Source organism: Paenibacillus sp. NPDC058367 (assembly GCF_042723305.1).
Classification (GTDB): Bacteria; Bacillota; Bacilli; order Paenibacillales; family Paenibacillaceae; genus Paenibacillus_AQ.
In genome coordinates this window covers 539,127-555,853 of the sequence record NZ_JBHXIZ010000003.1, presented here as the reverse complement: position 1 = coordinate 555,853, position 16,727 = coordinate 539,127, and the positions used below count along the sequence as shown (strand labels likewise).

At 47.1% G+C, this 16,727-nt stretch carries 10 protein-coding genes; 8 read left to right on the top strand and 2 right to left on the bottom strand.

The features are described 5' to 3' along the window. Positions 1-75 precede the first annotated feature (75 nt). Positions 76-999: a helix-turn-helix transcriptional regulator gene (locus tag ACFWMP_RS19300; RefSeq protein WP_379424503.1), complete on the bottom strand. Its 924-nt coding sequence runs from the start codon at positions 997-999 to the stop codon at positions 76-78. A gap of 408 nt (positions 1,000-1,407) precedes the next feature. Here ACFWMP_RS19300 and ACFWMP_RS19295 point away from each other — a divergent pair, with 408 nt between their 5' ends. From ACFWMP_RS19295 to ACFWMP_RS19265, 7 genes are all read left to right on the top strand, one after another. Then, the gene (locus ACFWMP_RS19295; protein ID WP_143759569.1) at positions 1,408-2,292 is read left to right on the top strand and encodes an ABC transporter permease; all 885 of its coding nucleotides are present in this window, start codon (positions 1,408-1,410) and stop codon (positions 2,290-2,292) included. 15 nt (positions 2,293-2,307) lie between these two features. Next, entirely contained in the window at positions 2,308-3,204 is an 897-nt protein-coding gene (locus ACFWMP_RS19290; protein ID WP_042190759.1) for a carbohydrate ABC transporter permease, read from the top strand. Positions 3,205-3,311: 107 nt separating this feature from the next. Continuing rightward, positions 3,312-4,967, top strand: a complete 1,656-nt coding sequence (locus tag ACFWMP_RS19285) for an extracellular solute-binding protein (RefSeq protein WP_042194338.1) — start codon at positions 3,312-3,314, stop codon at positions 4,965-4,967. Positions 4,968-5,065: 98 nt separating this feature from the next. Next, entirely contained in the window at positions 5,066-6,199 is a 1,134-nt protein-coding gene (locus ACFWMP_RS19280; RefSeq protein WP_379424502.1) for an SGNH/GDSL hydrolase family protein, read from the top strand. 61 nt (positions 6,200-6,260) lie between these two features. Continuing rightward, a complete protein-coding gene (locus tag ACFWMP_RS19275; protein WP_379424501.1) occupies positions 6,261-7,967 on the top strand; it encodes an alpha-1,3-galactosidase-related protein in 1,707 nt (568 codons plus the stop codon). A 146-nt stretch (positions 7,968-8,113) separates the two neighbouring features. Continuing rightward, a complete protein-coding gene (locus ACFWMP_RS19270; protein WP_379424500.1) occupies positions 8,114-10,492 on the top strand; it encodes a glycoside hydrolase family 95 protein in 2,379 nt (792 codons plus the stop codon). A 503-nt stretch (positions 10,493-10,995) separates the two neighbouring features. Next, entirely contained in the window at positions 10,996-13,062 is a 2,067-nt protein-coding gene (locus ACFWMP_RS19265) for an alpha-galactosidase (RefSeq protein WP_379424499.1), read from the top strand. A 71-nt stretch (positions 13,063-13,133) separates the two neighbouring features. On the opposite strand, the gene ACFWMP_RS19260 is transcribed toward ACFWMP_RS19265, so the two are convergent. Further along, a complete protein-coding gene (locus tag ACFWMP_RS19260) occupies positions 13,134-14,003 on the bottom strand; it encodes a helix-turn-helix domain-containing protein (RefSeq protein ID WP_042190749.1) in 870 nt (289 codons plus the stop codon). Positions 14,004-14,256: 253 nt separating this feature from the next. On the opposite strand from ACFWMP_RS19260, the gene ACFWMP_RS19255 reads away from it, so the two are divergent. Next, the gene (locus tag ACFWMP_RS19255) at positions 14,257-16,581 is read left to right on the top strand and encodes a glycoside hydrolase family 95 protein (protein ID WP_379424498.1); all 2,325 of its coding nucleotides are present in this window, start codon (positions 14,257-14,259) and stop codon (positions 16,579-16,581) included. The last annotated feature ends 146 nt before the right edge of the window (positions 16,582-16,727 follow it).

Sequence of the window (16,727 nt, the reverse complement as noted above, 5' to 3'; positions counted from 1 at the left end):
ACTAACGTTTCCCGTTAGCTTTGGTGATCGCCGACGGTCTATGCATCACCAATCTCTGATCTCCGATATACGTGTCTACTTTACTTTATTTAATAAGCTTGTCACCATTCTGCTCAATGTCCCTTGATCGACGAAAGGAGCAAGACTTGCCAGCAGATCTGGGCTAAGATGTTCAGCTTCGACTCCACCAATCAACTTCTCGAGATTTTCCCTGTCCAGAAAAGGTGCGAGGCTTATGATCTGGTCCGCATCGATAGTACCGTCTGCAACCCGGTCTACCAAGCGGTTTAATGTTTCTCTGCTAATAAAGGGTGCCAGCCCTTGAACGGAATGCCAGCTCAAGCTGCTCTCTTCTGCTTGTTGTACCAAGCGATCTACATGTTCTCTATCAAGAAATGGGGCAATCCCAACAAGATTGTGCACTTCTAAGGAACCGTCAATCGATTTATCTACCAGTCGACTTAATGTGTCGCTGCTGACGAACGGAGCGAGTCCAGAAATGGTATTCCACACAATTTCGCTTTCTTCTGCCTGACGAACCAGTTCATCCAATGTACCTGTTCCAAGGAACGGAGCCAGCTTCATGATCACGTCTAACTTAAGGACGCTGCTGTCTAATCGTTCTGTAACCTTATGCAGAGCGCTTGCTTTTACAAACGGCGCTACTTCTACAAGCTCCTCCAGCTCGGCCTCTCCGGTATTGACCATCTCTGCAACTTGTTCCGGCCTGTTCTCTGAGATCTCCTCAACGATCGTTCCTAAGTGCGGGTGCTCCCGAATTTCTGTATTGTCTCCTGCATTTAAAATGTCGTCTACCGTTTTGCCGAATAATCTCGCAAACTTCGGAAGCGTTCCGATATCCGGTAGCGAGTCGCCCCGTTCCCATTTCGATACCGCTTGATGACTTACATTCAGTTGATCGGCAAGTTCCAATTGGGTCAAATCCTGGTCTTTGCGAAGCTTCGAAATATAAGCTCCAATTTTACGCAAGTCGAGCATTGTATACCTCCAATAAAACAAAATGTACAGTGCGCACTGTCAAAAACAGCATAGCATTTCTGCAAACGCAATCCTATCAAGCGTTGGTTGAATTGTCTCATGCGCTTTATTCAACTGCCGGTAGAATTGTCCAGATTGAAAATCTCCAGAGAGGGTCCTGATTCCGGAAAAATGGCCGTTCTACAGCTATTTTGTTCTCCCTGAATAGGGTTATTTGTACGCTGAAATGCCCAAGTGTACCTTTTCTTTGGGGATAAAAGTCAATTATGATCAACTCGTAGAAAGCGCTATCATAAACTACTGGCGGTTGCTTAGGGGGGGATTGTTCTGGAGAAAGAAATAGTATTACACCACAAGTCGTTACCGAAGCGTAAGGGCTCTGTATTTTTACAAAATGCTCGTAGAAGTATGAAAAAGCACTGGCAGCTACATTTGCTCGTGATTCCACCTCTGTTATTTTTCCTCATTTTTAAGTATTATCCAATGCTGAACGCGGTTCTAGCCTTCAAGGACTACAACGTGATTAAAGGAATATGGGGAAGTCCATGGGTTGGATTTCATAATTTTCGATTATTTTTTGATAATCCGCAGTTTTGGACCCTGCTCAAGAACACCATCATGCTTAGTGGTTACCTGCTGCTGGCGGGATTTCCAATTCCGATTATCCTTGCGCTCATGATTAATGAATTGCGCGGGGGAAGGTTCAAAAAGTTCGTCCAGCTGGTCTCTTTTGCGCCTTATTTCATCTCGACGGTTGTCATGGTGTCCATTATTATGCTATTTATGGCACCTCGTCTTGGATTTGCGAACATCGCTCTCAACTTCTTCGGTTTGGAGTCGATCAATTTCCTTGGAGAACCGGGAATGTTTCGTTCGATTTATGTCTGGTCTGATATTTGGCAGACTGCGGGCTACAGTGCCGTTATCTATTTAGCAGCGCTTGCCGGTATAGATCCTACGCTTTATGAGGCAGCCAAAGTCGATGGCGCTTCACGCTTTCAAAAAATTCGTTATATTGATCTGCCAGGTATTGTGCCTACCATCGTCATCATCCTGATTTTGAATGTTGGGAATGTCATGGCTATTGGCTTTGAGAAGGTCTATCTTCTGCAGAACCCGCTCAATCTGGCGAATTCCGAGATCATTGCCACTTATGTCTACCGGGTCGGTTTGCTGAACGCCAATTATAGCTTTGCAACTGCGGTTGGTCTATTCAACTCGGTAATCAACCTTATTTTGTTGCTTACGGTGAATGGCTTGGCTAAACGCATCACAAACAACAGCATCTGGTAGGAAAGGAGCAACCACATGGCAGCAGTTCAACAAAAAATTAAAGAATCAACTGGCGATAAGCTATTTCTGACTACTATTTATATTCTACTCAGCCTCGTGGTCATCGCGGTGATTTATCCGCTAATTTTTATCATCAGCAGCTCAATTAGCAGTCCAGCAGCCGTTACCTCCGGTCGAGTCTGGTTATGGCCTGTAGATATTTCCTTCAAAGGTTTCAAGGTTCTGCTAAATACACCTGAGATCATTACAGGCTACGGCAACTCCATTTTTTATACAGCCGCAGGGACGTTCATTAGTGTTGTGCTTACGATCATGATCGCGTACCCTTTATCACGCAGAGGTTTTTTCGGACGCAACACTTTGATGATGATCATCACCTTTACGATGATATTCAGCGGCGGGCTGATTCCGACCTATATGGTCGTGAAGGAACTCCATTTGATTGATACCCGCTGGGCACTGCTGATACCAAACGCGATTTGGGTATGGCAGGTCATTATTGCCCGGTCATTCTTTCAATCCTCCATTCCGGAGGAGCTGCTGGAAGCCAGCGAAATCGACGGTTGCAGTGATATGCGGTTTGTCTGGAGCGTTGTCATTCCGTTATCGAAGCCCATTATCGCGGTGTTAGTCCTTATGTATGCGGTAGGACAGTGGAATGCATACTTTGACGCTTTGATTTATTTGAAATCAGCGAATTTGTTCCCGCTTCAGCTTGTCTTACGAAGCATTATCATCCAGAACAACAGTGCAGGTACAATGGATGCGATGAAAATGGTGGAGCGGCAGCAGCTTGCTGAGCTACTCAAATATGCACTTATAGTTATCGCTACTCTGCCTGTACTTGTTATCTATCCGTTTGTTCAGCGTTATTTTGTCCAAGGAATGCTGGTCGGTTCAGTTAAAGGCTAATTCACAGCTTTCAGAATCTGGAGAGGGGGAGAGGCATGCAGTAAAATGACAGAAAGATATCGTACCTGCTAAATTATAAAAGGGAGTGATCGGATTTGAAGAAAAGTATGATGACCTTGTCATTGGTGCTGGTATTAATTCTTACGGTGGTGTTAAGCGGATGTGCTAATAAAAATACAGATAACACATCCTCCGCACCTGCTGACTCAGGTAACTCGGAATCAGCAAGCAAACCGGTGGAAATCAGCGTGTTCTCGGTTCAGGAATCCGGGATCGATGTTCCTACCAATAAATTTTCGAAATTTGTGGAAGACAAATTCAATATTAAATTCAAATGGGAAATCAACCCTTCAGACGGAGCCAAGGAAAAGCGCCAAATCTCACTTGCTAGTGGCGACTACCCTGATGCTTACCTGCTCACTCACTATATCGATCAGTTCTCACAGGCAGATCTTCTGAAGTATGGCAAACAGGGCGTGCTGATTCCTCTGAACGATCTAATTGATAAATATGCTCCGAATATTAAAGCGGCTATGGAAAAGAACGATAATTTAAGAACGCTTAACACAGCGCCTGATGGTAACATCTACGGGCTTGTCGCTTACACAGAATGCTTTCACTGCTCCTATCCGAGCAAAATGTGGCTCAATACCGAGTGGCTGAAGAAGCTGAATCTGGAAATGCCGAAGACAACCGAAGAATTCAAAAAAGTGCTGGAAGCTTTCAAAACACAAGATCCGAACGGGAATGGAAAAGCAGATGAAGTGCCGCTGAGTGGCTCCATTGAGGAGTTTGGTGTACGCATTGTACCATTCCTCATGAATGCCTTTGTATACGATGATGACCGCAATTATCTGAACATGATGGATGGAAAAGTTCAATCTGCGGCTGTCACACCGGAGTGGAAGGAAGGCCTGACCTATATCAAATCTCTGTTTGACGCAGGTTTGATTGATCCAGGGGCATTCACACAGAATGCGGAAGCCTTTAAGAAAATCGGTGAAAATGCCGATGCGGAAATTCTGGGCGCTGGTGCGGGCATGCACCCTGCGATTTTCGTCAATATTGATCCGGGCAATAGAAGCTCGGCACACTACAATCCTGTACCGCCGATTAGCGGACCGGAAGGTATCTCCTATGCGACTCATGATGCAGGTGGCGTATCCCCAGGAGCGAAATTTGTCATCACCAACAAAGCTAGCGAGGAAGCACAGATCGCTTTAATTAAAATGGTAGACTACATGTTTACTTCTGAAGGACAGACCAATGGTGGCAGCGGTATGAAGGGCATCGATTGGACTGATCCAGAAGAAGGCGATGTAGCGCTGGACAAAGATGTTAAACCAGTGATCAAGACCATTCCTATGGCGGAGGGCGAAGCGCCGCGTAATGCGGGCTGGAGCGGTATGGGGCACTTCTATATGCCAAAAGAGTACCGTGATACCTTCGTTCAAGCTACTGACATCTACGCTTCCAGTGGTTATGAACGCAGATTGTATGATGCGACTCTGCTGTATGAAGGACATGAGCCTAAAGAATTATTCCCGATCTGGTCGATTTGGATTGATCCAAGCGAAATCGATGAAGCGAGTTTACTGCAAACCAACATCAAGAATTACATTGAGCAAAATCAGCTTCAATTCATCACGGGCAACAAGGATCTTAATAAAGATTGGGATGCATATATAAAAGGTCTGAAAGACTTGAAGCTAGATCGTTATCTCGAAATCTTGCAAAAGGCTTACGAAACTTCTAAAAAATAAAATATTGAAATCAGAATCAGGTGCTGTAAGATATACCCCAGCACCTGATTTCTTGATTTCAAGGAAAAATATACATTTTTATTTACGGAGGTTCAATCATGACAGAAGAGAAACATTGCAATCATCAATTTGTGGTTCCAAGACGGGGACTACCGAATACAAGCGTAAGACTTGCGGGAAAGGAGCCGGTGACTGTCGCCTTTTTGGGTGGTTCCATTACAGAAGGGGCAGGTGCTTCCGACGCGGACACATTTAGCTGGAGAGCGCTGACTTGTAAGTATCTGCAGGAGCGATTTGCGAATCATGAATTCCGCTTCATCAATGCGGGAGTGGGTGGAACGAATTCCACGCTGGGCGCTCACCGATTACAGTCGCATGTCCTGCAATACGGCAAGATTGATCTACTATTCGTTGAATTTAGCGTCAATGACGGCAACGACCGGGAAGAATCCATTAGAGGTATGGAAGGAATTGTGCGCCAGTGCAGACGGTTGTCGCCCGGCACTGACATTTGCTTCTTGTATACGGCAGCAGAGAAGAATCTGTCAGAGAGCAATCCCTTTAACATTGCCGTCCACGAAGAAGTAGCTGAGCATTACGATCTTCCATCTGTTAATTTTGCAGCTAGAGTTTATGCACAGACCCAGGCCGGACAAATGGAATGGACTGAGCTGGCTCCGGATGGATATCATCCCAATGATGACGGACATGCGCTGTATGCTTCTTTTTTACAGGAATATTTGGATGCAGCTCTTGTTCCTGACAACACACATTCAAATACCGGAAGCGCGTTAAGTATTGCTCCTTTGGAGGAGCGAAATTATGAATACGGTAATTTACTGGATTTCAGAGGCGCTGATCATGCAGATGGGTTCGAGCTACGCGAGCTTACCCCTGATGATCCACTGATGAACTGGCGATTTGGAACGGAGCATTTATATACAGACAGCAAAGAGGCATCTTTTTCTTATACAGTAACCGGACAGAGTGTGGGTCTGCTGCTGCTCTACGGCCCGGACAGTGGGATATTCGAATATTCGCTCAATGGCGGTCCCTTTCATGCGGTTAACTTATTCGATGAATGGTGTCCGCTTGCGTTTCGGCCTATTATTGCTATGTTCGGAATCGAGGAACAACGTCAGGAATTGCAAGTAACCGTGCGAATTACAGGGGAAAAGGATGAACAGAGTAAAGGCACCAGTCTGCGTATTTTGCAGCTAATGTACAATTGATTAATTTAACCGAGAGGATTATACTGCCTCATATTAAGCGTTTACAATACTAAGAAAGTGGGTGTTGATCATTTCTTTTACAGAACACAGCGTCGATTCTTCTCCTATCGTAATCCGCCTGACTGATTTTGGTGTTCTGCCGGATTCCGGCTTGGATGCTCAGCCAGCCATGACAAGAGCTATTGAGGCAGCCGCCGAAATAACTGGGCCGGTCCTGCTGGATTGTCCAAATGGCTGCTATCATTTCTATCCGGAAGAGGCGATCCGGAAACCCTACTACATCTCCAACACTACCAGTGAAGAAGAGAATCCTGATGTCACCAAGACTATAGGTATTCTCTTAAAGGGGCTGCACAATTTAACATTTGAAGGCAATGGCTCTCTATTTATCTTCCATGGCAAGCAGACTATGTTCTTGCTGGAAGGATGCAAAAATGTAGAGATTCGTAATTTACATACCGACTACGCTCGGCCGACTGTGACAGAGATGGAGATTACTGAAAGCGGTACTCATTATTTCGATGTCCAGGTTCACCCCGATTCACGGTATGAGATCAGGGATGGCAAGCTGGTCTGGATCGGTGAGGGCTGGAGCTTCTCGGAAGGACCAATGCAGACCTATGATCCACTTAGCAATACGACTTGGCGGGTGGACAACTGGTCGGAGCTGGCTGATTCGGTTGAAGAGCTGGAGCCGATGAAGCTCCGCTTGCATTTTGATCATGGGCCTGAGGTTGTCCCCGGGCAGGTCCTGCAAAGCCGTGATGGTATTCGCGATCAGGTAGGTGTCTTCATTGTGGAAAGCTCTAACATCACCTTCAGCGATGTGGGGCTGCATTTTTTACACGGACTTGGTGTTGTAGGGCAGTTCAGCGACAATCTCACCTTTCAACGTATGGATATTTCGCCGCGCCTGGAGACAGGCCGAACGGTTACTGGCTTTGCGGATTTCATCCACATGTCCAGCTGCCGAGGTAAAATAACTGTTGCGGACAGCCGTTTTGCCGGTTCTCATGATGACGTCGTCAATGTCCATGGTACCTATCTACGGATCGTGGAGAAGCTGTCTGCGAATAGGGTGAAGGTTCGGTTCATGCATCCGCAGACTTACGGTTTTATGGCCTTCCATCCAGGAGACGAAATTGAATTTGTTCGTTCTGGCTCTCTGACCACCTATACTGCTAATAAAGTGATAGAGGTTACGCGTCTCAACCCACGGGAGCTAATATTGACTTTAGCACAGTCTATTCCTGAAGGAATTGGCAGCCATGATGTGATCGAGAATGTAACCTGGACACCGGAGGTTGAAGTCGTAAATAATCACCTCGCTCGGGTACCGACCCGCGGTATCCTTGTGACAACCCGGCGTAAAGTAGAGATTAAGGGGAATGTTTTTGATCGGATGCAAATGAGTGCGATTCTGGTTGCCCTGGATGCGGAGTCTTGGTATGAGTCTGGCAAGGTGGAGGATGTAACCATCGCCCAGAATCATTTTATTGAATGCGGGGGCAACGAGCATCCGGTTATTTTCATTTCGCCAGAGAACACAGAGGTTGATGAGAGCACTCCTGTTCATCAGGGTATAGTTATTAAGAACAACAGGTTCGAGACTGGTGAAACGTTAGTCCTTAGTGCCAAGAGCACCCGCGGACTGGTCTTCAGTGCTAACGAAATTGTCATGGGTGGGGAAAGAACGAACTGTCTTTCCAGTGTTGCGGATGCGATACGTTTAACCGCCTGTAGCGATGTCGATATTCAGGATAATTAATTCAATGAGCTAGGGCAGGTTGTGTTAGATCGCGATATGGATCGGTAGATCGATGTATAGAAAACGCTTTATCTGATCTTTATAATGAGGGCAGACTTGGGGGAATACATTATTTAATTCATGACAGATCGTGAGGGAGAGAACCAATGAAACTTCAATATGACAAGCCAGCAAATGTATGGACCGAAGGGCTTCCGATTGGGAATGGTCGTCTGGGTGGTATGATCTTCGGCGGTGTGGAACAGGAGAAAGTCAGTCTAAACGAGGATACATTATGGTCGGGATTCCCGAAGGATGGGAACAATCCAGGTGCTAAGGAAGCTTTGCCAAAGGTTCGAAAGCTGATTCAGGAGGGCCGGTATACAGAAGCGGACACCCTGACTAGAGAGATGCTAGGTCCGTATACCCAATCGTATCTGCCTTTTGGAGATTTACTACTTCGTTTTGAGCATGGTGGTGTTTATCAATCCTATCGGCGGACATTAGATATTGAACATGCGGTTCACCGCGTTGAATACAAGATTGGTAATGTTACTTATACCCGTGAGATGTTCGCTTCACATCCTGATCAGTTGCTCGTGCTGCATCTGACTGTAAGTGCACCGGGAGCGCTGAATGTACATGCTACACTAGATAGTTCGCTTCGGCATAGCCTTCGCGCTCAGGGTGATAACTTTGTACTCTCGGGAACTGCACCGGAGCATGTTGATCCAAGCTATTTTTGGAGTGACAATCCGATCCAATACGGAGAACCTGGCAAGAGCAAGGGCATGGCCTTTGAAGGACAACTCTCCGTAGTAGCAGAGGATGGGGAAGTTACCGTTGACGGTAGTGGAATTCATCTGTTGGGAGGAACGGCTGCAACCTTCTATTTCAGCGCGGCTACAGGCTTTAATGGCTTTGACAAAATCCCGGGAGCTGAGGGGAAAGATGCTTCTGCTATTGCAGCTTCTTACTTGGCAGATGTGAATGGAAAGTCTTACGACAGCTTGCTTCAAGCGCATGTCGAGGATTATCGATCACTTTTTGACCGAGTGAAGCTCCAATTAGGTAAGACACAAGCCCCGGAGTCGATGTCCACGGAGCAACGGATTACGACATACGCGGCACAAGACCCTGGTCTTGTCGAGTTGCTGTTTCATTACGGGCGCTATTTGATGATCGCAAGCTCGCGCCCCGGAACACAGGCTACTAATCTGCAGGGAATATGGAATGCGGTTACCCGTCCGCCGTGGAGTAGCAACTATACACTGAACATCAATACAGAGATGAATTATTGGCCAGCTGAAATTTGTAATCTGGCGGAATGTCATGAGCCGCTGCTGGATATGATCGGAAATTTGGCGAAGATGGGTGCGGAGACTGCTCAAGTCAATTATGGTGCCCGAGGCTGGGTGGCTCATCATAATACGGATCTTTGGGCACAGACAGCACCGGTGGGGGATTATGGTGACGGAGATCCAAGCTGGGCTTACTGGACGATGAGTGGCGTTTGGCTGACACAACATCTCTGGGAGCATTATGCTTTTGGCGGGGACGAGGAATATTTACGGACTTCCGCTTATCCTGTGATGAAGGAGGCGGCTCTGTTTGCACTGGATTGGCTTATTGACGATGGTAACGGAAGGCTTATGACCTCCCCATCCACTTCACCAGAGCATAAATTCCAGACAGCGGAGGGCTTGGCTGCAGTCAGCGCAGGTGCTACTATGGATATTTCGCTCATCTGGGAGCTGTTTACGAATTGTATCGAGGCTTCGGAAACGCTTGGAACGGATGAGGATTTGCGTGCAGAATTGGTAAGTGCTCGTGAACGTTTATTGCCACTGCAGGTTGGTAAGTACGGACAGTTGCAGGAATGGTCCTTAGACTTTGAGGATGAAGATATGTATCACAGACATACCTCACATTTGGTCGGTATCTATCCGGGCCGGCAGTTGTCAGAAGAAGAGACCCCTGAGCTGTTCGCTGCCGCCAAAACTTCGCTTGAACGGCGTGGGGACGAGAGCACGGGCTGGAGTCTGGGCTGGAGAGTTGCGCTCTGGAGCCGCTTCCGGGACGGCAACCGCTCACTACGACTGCTCTCAAACATGCTGCGGCTGGTGAAGGACGGGGAGTCCGAACAGTATAGTCACGGCGGGGTTTATGCCAATCTGCTTGGCGCCCATCCACCGTTCCAAATCGATGGTAACTTCGCCGCTTCTGCCGGAATTGCTGAGATGCTACTGCAATCTCACCTCGGGTATCTCGATCTGCTGCCTGCACTGCCAGATGAATGGCAGGAGGGAAGCGTCGCGGGGCTACGTGCACGCGGTGGCTTTGAAGTTAGCATTCAGTGGGATAGAGGCCATCTCGTGGAAGCACAGATTACCTCCCTTCTAGGCAATGAATGTGTGATCCGCACAGATGCTTCGCTTATGGTGAGTAATGGCGGCAGCGAGATGAAGTATGAACGTTCTGCAGATGGAATGTTGAGCTTTCCTACGACCGCAGGCCAGACCTACAAGCTTATAGTTGGTAAGTAATAGTAGTCAGTTTCATACGAATATGGACAGCAGCAGGGATCTGAATTACAGGTTCTGCTGCTGTTTTTTTGTACGAATATAATGCTGATCAAGAATTAGGGAAAAACTCCCTGAAATTCGGAGATTTTTGCTCGTAAGACTAACAATCAGGGAATTTCTCCCTGAAATTCATCCGATCTGGTGGTGAATTTGGAATTCACTCTGTTTTTTAGGGAGGTTTTCCCTAATCTATCTCTTCTAGCTGCCCGAAGGTGAAAACGGAGTGTGGATACGAAATTGTTGAGCATGAGCAGTATTTTATGTACAGCCTCTTCTTCTTGTCATCGACATGAATATTAGGGGGATTAAGGTTTGTGCTAGATGTGTTAGATCGCGGTATGGATCGGAAGATCGTTGTATAGAAAACGCTTTATCTGATCTTTATAATGAGGGCATACTTGGGGGACACAGGTACAGAGCCTGCCGCCTTCAAGGTCCAAAACGCAGTAACAAGGAGGCAAATCATGCTAACTGATAGTGCTACAACGGTAAAAGTGAATACGGACACAGCATCTCTTATCCGTGTAACCAATGATGAGGTGAATCTAGAGATTGATCTCGGGACGGGTGAAGCATCCGTTGCCCGCGGAAACACTTCTCATGTAAAAGGGATTCGCAGTGCATTCCGCTGGCAAGGTCGGGAATACAACACTGAACATTATCAGAGCCACACAATCAAGTCTCAGGAAGTGGTAGTTCGTGAGGGCTTTGGAAAAGGTGTTCACGTAGTCATTTTGCACGAAACGTCCCTGCTGCCACAGCTGGAGCAGCATTTCTATATTTATGAATCTTCATCATTTGTATTGATGCAAATCGTAATCGCAAGCGCAAGCGATGAAGAGATCAAGGCAAACCGGATGGCAGTCCTTCAGACCAAATCGGTGTCAATTGGCGGGGAGTCAGGTCAACCAGAAGAACCGAGCATTCTGCGTGTGCCGTATGACAACGACAAATGGGTCAGATATACAGTAGTGAAACCGCCGATGGATACGGAAAGCTATGAAGTTACTGCATTGTTCGCGCCGGAAAGCCGGCAGGGAATTATTATGGGTTCCATTACACATAAGGTGTGGAAAACAGGGATTCGTATCAAAAGCGAGCAGAGCGGAAGGATCGAGGAGCTGGATCTTTACGGCGGCGCTGTAAGTGAAATGACTCGCGATTCCCAGCCACATGGTTATGTGAAAGGAACAAGAGTAGAGTCGCCGCTCGTTTTCGTAGGGTTCTATGATGATTACAGAAAAGGTCTTGAAGCGTACGGTCAGGCTAATACCTGGATAGAGGCTCCTCTGTCATGGGATGGCGGCGTTCCTATCGGCTGGAATAGCTGGTCTGCGGCAATGGCTGAGCTTGATTACGATCTGTATACGTCCACCAGTAATTTTCTGAAGAATGAAGTGCAGCCGCTAGGATTCCAGAATGAGGACACGCTATACATCAACTTTGATGCTTTCTGGGACAATTTCACACCAGAAGAAATGAAGAATGCACTGGACCTGGTTAGGGAGAATGGTCATAGACCGGGAACTTACTGGACGCCTTTTGCCTTCTGGGGAAGTCCGGTTCAGTTTGGAGATCTCGTGGAAGGTACAAACGGAAAATACACTTATGGTGATATCCTGCTGCGGGACAGTGAAGGAGAAATTCTGCCGGATGTTGATGGAGGGCTGGCCATTGACCCGACACATCCAGGCAACCTGCAAAGAATAGATTGGTATACGAATAAATTCATCTCGGAAGGCTTCGAGTATGTCAAGCTAGACTTCTTGGCACATGGTGCACTGGAAGGGCAACATTACAATCCGGAAATTACGACGGGAATTGCGGCATATCACTATGGGATGACTTACTTGCAGAACAAGCTCTCACCAGAGGTGATCGGTCGGCCGTTCTTTATCAATCTATCCATCGCACCATTGTTCCCTTATGCATTTGCGCATAGCCGCCGGGTATCCTGTGACGTCTTTGGTACACTGCACGATACAGAATATTTGCTGAATTCGTTGACACATGGCTGGTGGATGAGTCATACCTTGTACCATTACAATGACCCGGATCATTCCGTGCTCTACAAGAGCCACAACCAAGATGCCACTGGCTGGCATGAAGGACGGAGCCGACTGACTGCTTCGGTCATCGCTGGAACGGTACTTCTGCTAGGCGATGATTTCCGAAAAGAAGAAGCAGCCGCACGGGCCAAAGCGTGGCTGGGCAATAAAGAGATTATGGATGTCGCCCGCCTAGGGAAGACTTTCCACCCTGTCGAAGGGGATCTTGGCAAGCAAGCTTCCGATACTTTCGTACTTGAAGATGCAGAAGATGATGTATTCTATCTTGCTGTCTTCAACTATGATGCTGCGAATTCTGCTCATAAATCTATCTCCTTGGAGCGTGCAGGGCTGAAGGGTCAAACAGCTTACCAACTGCTTGATCTATGGGAAGGCATACAAGGGGAAACAGCGGGAGAGCTTGTAGTTACGCTCGAACCGGCAGAGTCCAAAATCTTCAAATTAACGGCAAAAGCCAACTGATTATACACATTGAAAAAAGAATACGCGTAACCGCTTCTCGCGGATAGCGCGTATTCTTTTTTGTTGGAGTCTTACATTCGTATTCGGCTTTGCGGATTAAGGCGGTATTGTGTTGGATTAATGCCGTAGCAGGTACTGAAATGTCTGGAGAAAGGATGGATGGAAGGATAACCCAGCTTCTCAGCGATCGCAGTCACACTAAGCTCACTCTCCAGAAGCAGTCCTGCCGCCCGCCTCATGACTAAATTATGATGATAGACGCGCGGCGTCATTCCGGTCTCCCGTAGAAACAGCTCATGGAAATATGTCCGCTTGAGCCCGCAGAACTGTGCCCAATCTTCGATAGACTTACCACGCTCGGGGTGGGTGTTCAAATATTCCAGCAGGCGGACAATACGATAATCACTTGGCTGATGCTGATGGAGGGCATTATACCAGCTCAAGATCCAGCCGTACAGATAGCTATTGGCCGTCTCATTACGATAGAACAGCGCGTCATTGTAAGACTTGGCAATCATCACAAGACTATCGTATAGCAGGGGATATTTAGCTAGTGGAAATACGCAAGGCAACTCGTTCAGCTCGGCACAGGGTGCTTCGGTGGCTTTTTTTTCAAATTGTAAGACTTCAGGGGCATGGATAAATGAAAGGTTATTGGATACTGGAGAGCGGTTGTCCCATAAATCAAAATAGATGTTGTAGGACGACAGTGGATGAGAAGGCACGATATGAAAAGCATGGGGTTGACCGGGACGGAGAAAGACAAGCGTCCTCCGTTCAATCGGATAACGTATTCCGTCGATTTCCATCTCACCGGGGCCATCAGTAAACAAGTGGAACGCGTATGCATTACCGACTCTCAGATGCTCATTGCTGCTGCCGTCGTACACATAAGGCATGATTGCGCCGACATACGGAGTCATTTCAGATAGTTTATTCATGCGGCCCCTCTTTTCTTATCTTACCGTACAAATCGTCAAATAATCGAACAGGTCAACAAAGACAGTGATTCATTCAAATGATACGATAAATACAGTGAATCCGCAACATAATGGATAGGTTTAAGAAAGTATGATTCATCTTGAAAGAGATGGAATTATGAATTATTTCACATTATATAGCGGATTAATTAACAACATTTTTTAGAGGGTTATCGCGCTTGCACAGATTCTACTATGGACAGGAGAAAATAAAATGAGCGATTTTAGATTATGGTATTCTACCCCTGCAACGGATTGGTCACAAGGATTGCCACTAGGTAATGGAAGAATAGGTGCAGTAGTGATAGCTGCTCCGTATCGTGAGGTATGGAACATGACCGAGGTTACCTACTGGTCGGGTCAAGCTGAGTCAGAGCCTGCTCCTTTCGGAGGCAAAGCTGCGCTGGAAGAGATGCGGAAGTACTTCTTTGCTGGCGATTATAATGAAGGTGACCGTCTAGCCAAACAACATCTGCAGCCGAAGAAACGAAATTTCGGTACGAACCTTGGTTTATGCGAGGTTGTCATTGACTTTGCAGAACAGGACACGGATTCCGGGCCAGCAGTAGCTATCGAGCGAGAGCTGGATTTGACCTGTGCGGTGGCTCAGACGGTGGTTCAAAGTAGAGGAACAACGCTGCATCGTGAGATTTTTGCCTCCCATGCTGATGATCTGGTGGTCTCAAGAATTTGGAGCGATGAACCGGGAGGTGTATCCTTTACGATCGGTCTGGAGGGTGGTTCAGAGTCGTTTACGACTCAAGTCGTGAATGACGACACTATTGAATTCAGAGGACAAGCCACAGAGAATGTGCATAGTGACGGCACTTGCGGGGTATGGGCAAAGGGACAAATTAAGGTAAGCATTTCCGGCGGTACGATGTACAGAGGGGACGGTCAATTGAGAATTGCCGGGGCCAATGAGGCGCGAATTTATTTTGCCGTCAGCACCGATTACAACCGTAGTAACTCGGAGTGGGAAATGGAGAGCAGCAGCACATTACAGCAGGCTTTGATTAAAGGATATGCGCAGTTAAAAGAAGATCATATCGAAGATTATGAGCAAGAATATGGTAAGGTGGATATCCAATTAGGTACAACTGGGAAGGTGAATCTGCCGACTGACAGGCGTATTCGATTACTGGCACAGGGCCAGGAGGAAGATTCGCAGTTGTTCGCGTTGTTCCTGCAGTACGGACGTTACCTGACTATCGCTGGAGCACGGGCAGACTCCCCGTTACCGCTGAATTTACAGGGAATATGGAATGATGGTGAGGCTTGCCGTATGGGGTGGAGCTGTGACTATCATTTGGACATCAATACGCAAATGAATTACTTTCCGACGGAAGTCGTAAATCTTGGGGATAGTCATTTACCATTAATGCGCTATATTGAGGGTTTGTCTCATGCTGGAAAGTCAAGCGCTCGCGATTTCTATGGCAGCAAAGGCTGGGTAGCACATGTATTCTCGAATGTCTGGGGATTCACGGCTCCGGGCTGGGAGACATCTTGGGGGCTAAACGTTACAGGTGGACTATGGATTGCGACGCATCTGATGGAGCATTATGAATACAGTCAGGACCGTGTGTTTCTGGAGCAACAGGCATATCCAGTGCTAAAAGAAGCCGCAGCATTCTTCCTAGATTATATGACCATTCATCCAAAATACGGCTGGCTGGTGACCGGACCTTCTAATTCGCCGGAGAATCATTTCTATCCTGCGGATAGCAGCGAGGGCGCACAGCAGCTGTCTATGGGTACCACTATGGATCAGATGCTGGTGAAAGACCTTTTTGAGTTCTGTTTGAAGTCTGCGAAACTACTGAATACGGATGAGGAACTACAGGAGCAGCTGGAGCAAGCGATATCCAAGCTGCCACCATTTCAGATCGGCAAGAGAGGACAGCTGCAAGAATGGCTCGAGGACTACGAGGAAGCGCAGCCGGAGCATCGGCATTTGGCCCATTTGTTCGCGGTATATCCAAGTAATCAGATCACACCAGGTAAGACACCTGAACTTAGCGCTGCGGTGAGAGTAACACTTGAGAACCGGATGGTTCAGGAAGAACTGGAGGATGTGGAATTTACCGCCGCATTGTTCGGTCTCGGCTTTGCCAGATTGTATGATGGGGAAAAGGCCTTTAATCATATTTCTCATTTGATTGGTGGACTCAGTTTCGATAATTTATTTAGCTTTTCCAAATCGGGCATTGGAGGAGCGGAGTGCAATATTTTTGTGATCGATGGGAATTTCGGGGGTACGGCTGTTATTGCCGAGATGCTGCTGCAAAGCCATGAGGGTGAGATTCATCTGCTGCCTGCACTTCCAAAAGCATGGGGTACAGGATCGGTATCTGGACTGCGGGCCAAAGGAAATGCTGAGGTTGATGTAGCTTGGGACAATGGTCAATTGGTGAAAGCTACGATCCGTACCTACTCGCCAGGAACCGTGACACTTCGGTTGGGAGATAGAAGAGCTACTGTTCAAGGAGAAATAGGAGGAAGCTACTATTTTAACAGTCAGTTAGAGTTGGTATAATGATTCAGCGGGGGTGATATGAACCCCCGCTTTAATTATGCAGGGTTATTAGCGCATAATTAAAGGGCTATCCGGTCTGTTATGGACCGGATAGCCCTTTTGCCGATGTCTGCAAATTAACGATTCATGCCTGAAAATAACTTTCA

Excerpts from the sequence above, each read along its gene's own strand:
- ACFWMP_RS19265 (WP_379424499.1), top strand. The coding sequence starts at position 10,996 with ATGCTAACTGATAGTGCTACAACGGTAAAAGTGAATACGGACACAGCA.
- ACFWMP_RS19255 (WP_379424498.1), top strand. The coding sequence starts at position 14,257 with ATGAGCGATTTTAGATTATGGTATTCTACCCCTGCAACGGATTGGTCA.
- ACFWMP_RS19285 (WP_042194338.1), top strand. The coding sequence starts at position 3,312 with ATGATGACCTTGTCATTGGTGCTGGTATTAATTCTTACGGTGGTGTTA.
- ACFWMP_RS19295 (WP_143759569.1), top strand. The coding sequence starts at position 1,408 with ATGAAAAAGCACTGGCAGCTACATTTGCTCGTGATTCCACCTCTGTTA.
- ACFWMP_RS19300 (WP_379424503.1), bottom strand. The coding sequence starts at position 999 with ATGCTCGACTTGCGTAAAATTGGAGCTTATATTTCGAAGCTTCGCAAA.
- ACFWMP_RS19290 (WP_042190759.1), top strand. The coding sequence starts at position 2,308 with ATGGCAGCAGTTCAACAAAAAATTAAAGAATCAACTGGCGATAAGCTA.
- ACFWMP_RS19260 (WP_042190749.1), bottom strand. The coding sequence starts at position 14,003 with ATGAATAAACTATCTGAAATGACTCCGTATGTCGGCGCAATCATGCCT.
- ACFWMP_RS19280 (WP_379424502.1), top strand. The coding sequence starts at position 5,066 with ATGACAGAAGAGAAACATTGCAATCATCAATTTGTGGTTCCAAGACGG.
- ACFWMP_RS19270 (WP_379424500.1), top strand. The coding sequence starts at position 8,114 with ATGAAACTTCAATATGACAAGCCAGCAAATGTATGGACCGAAGGGCTT.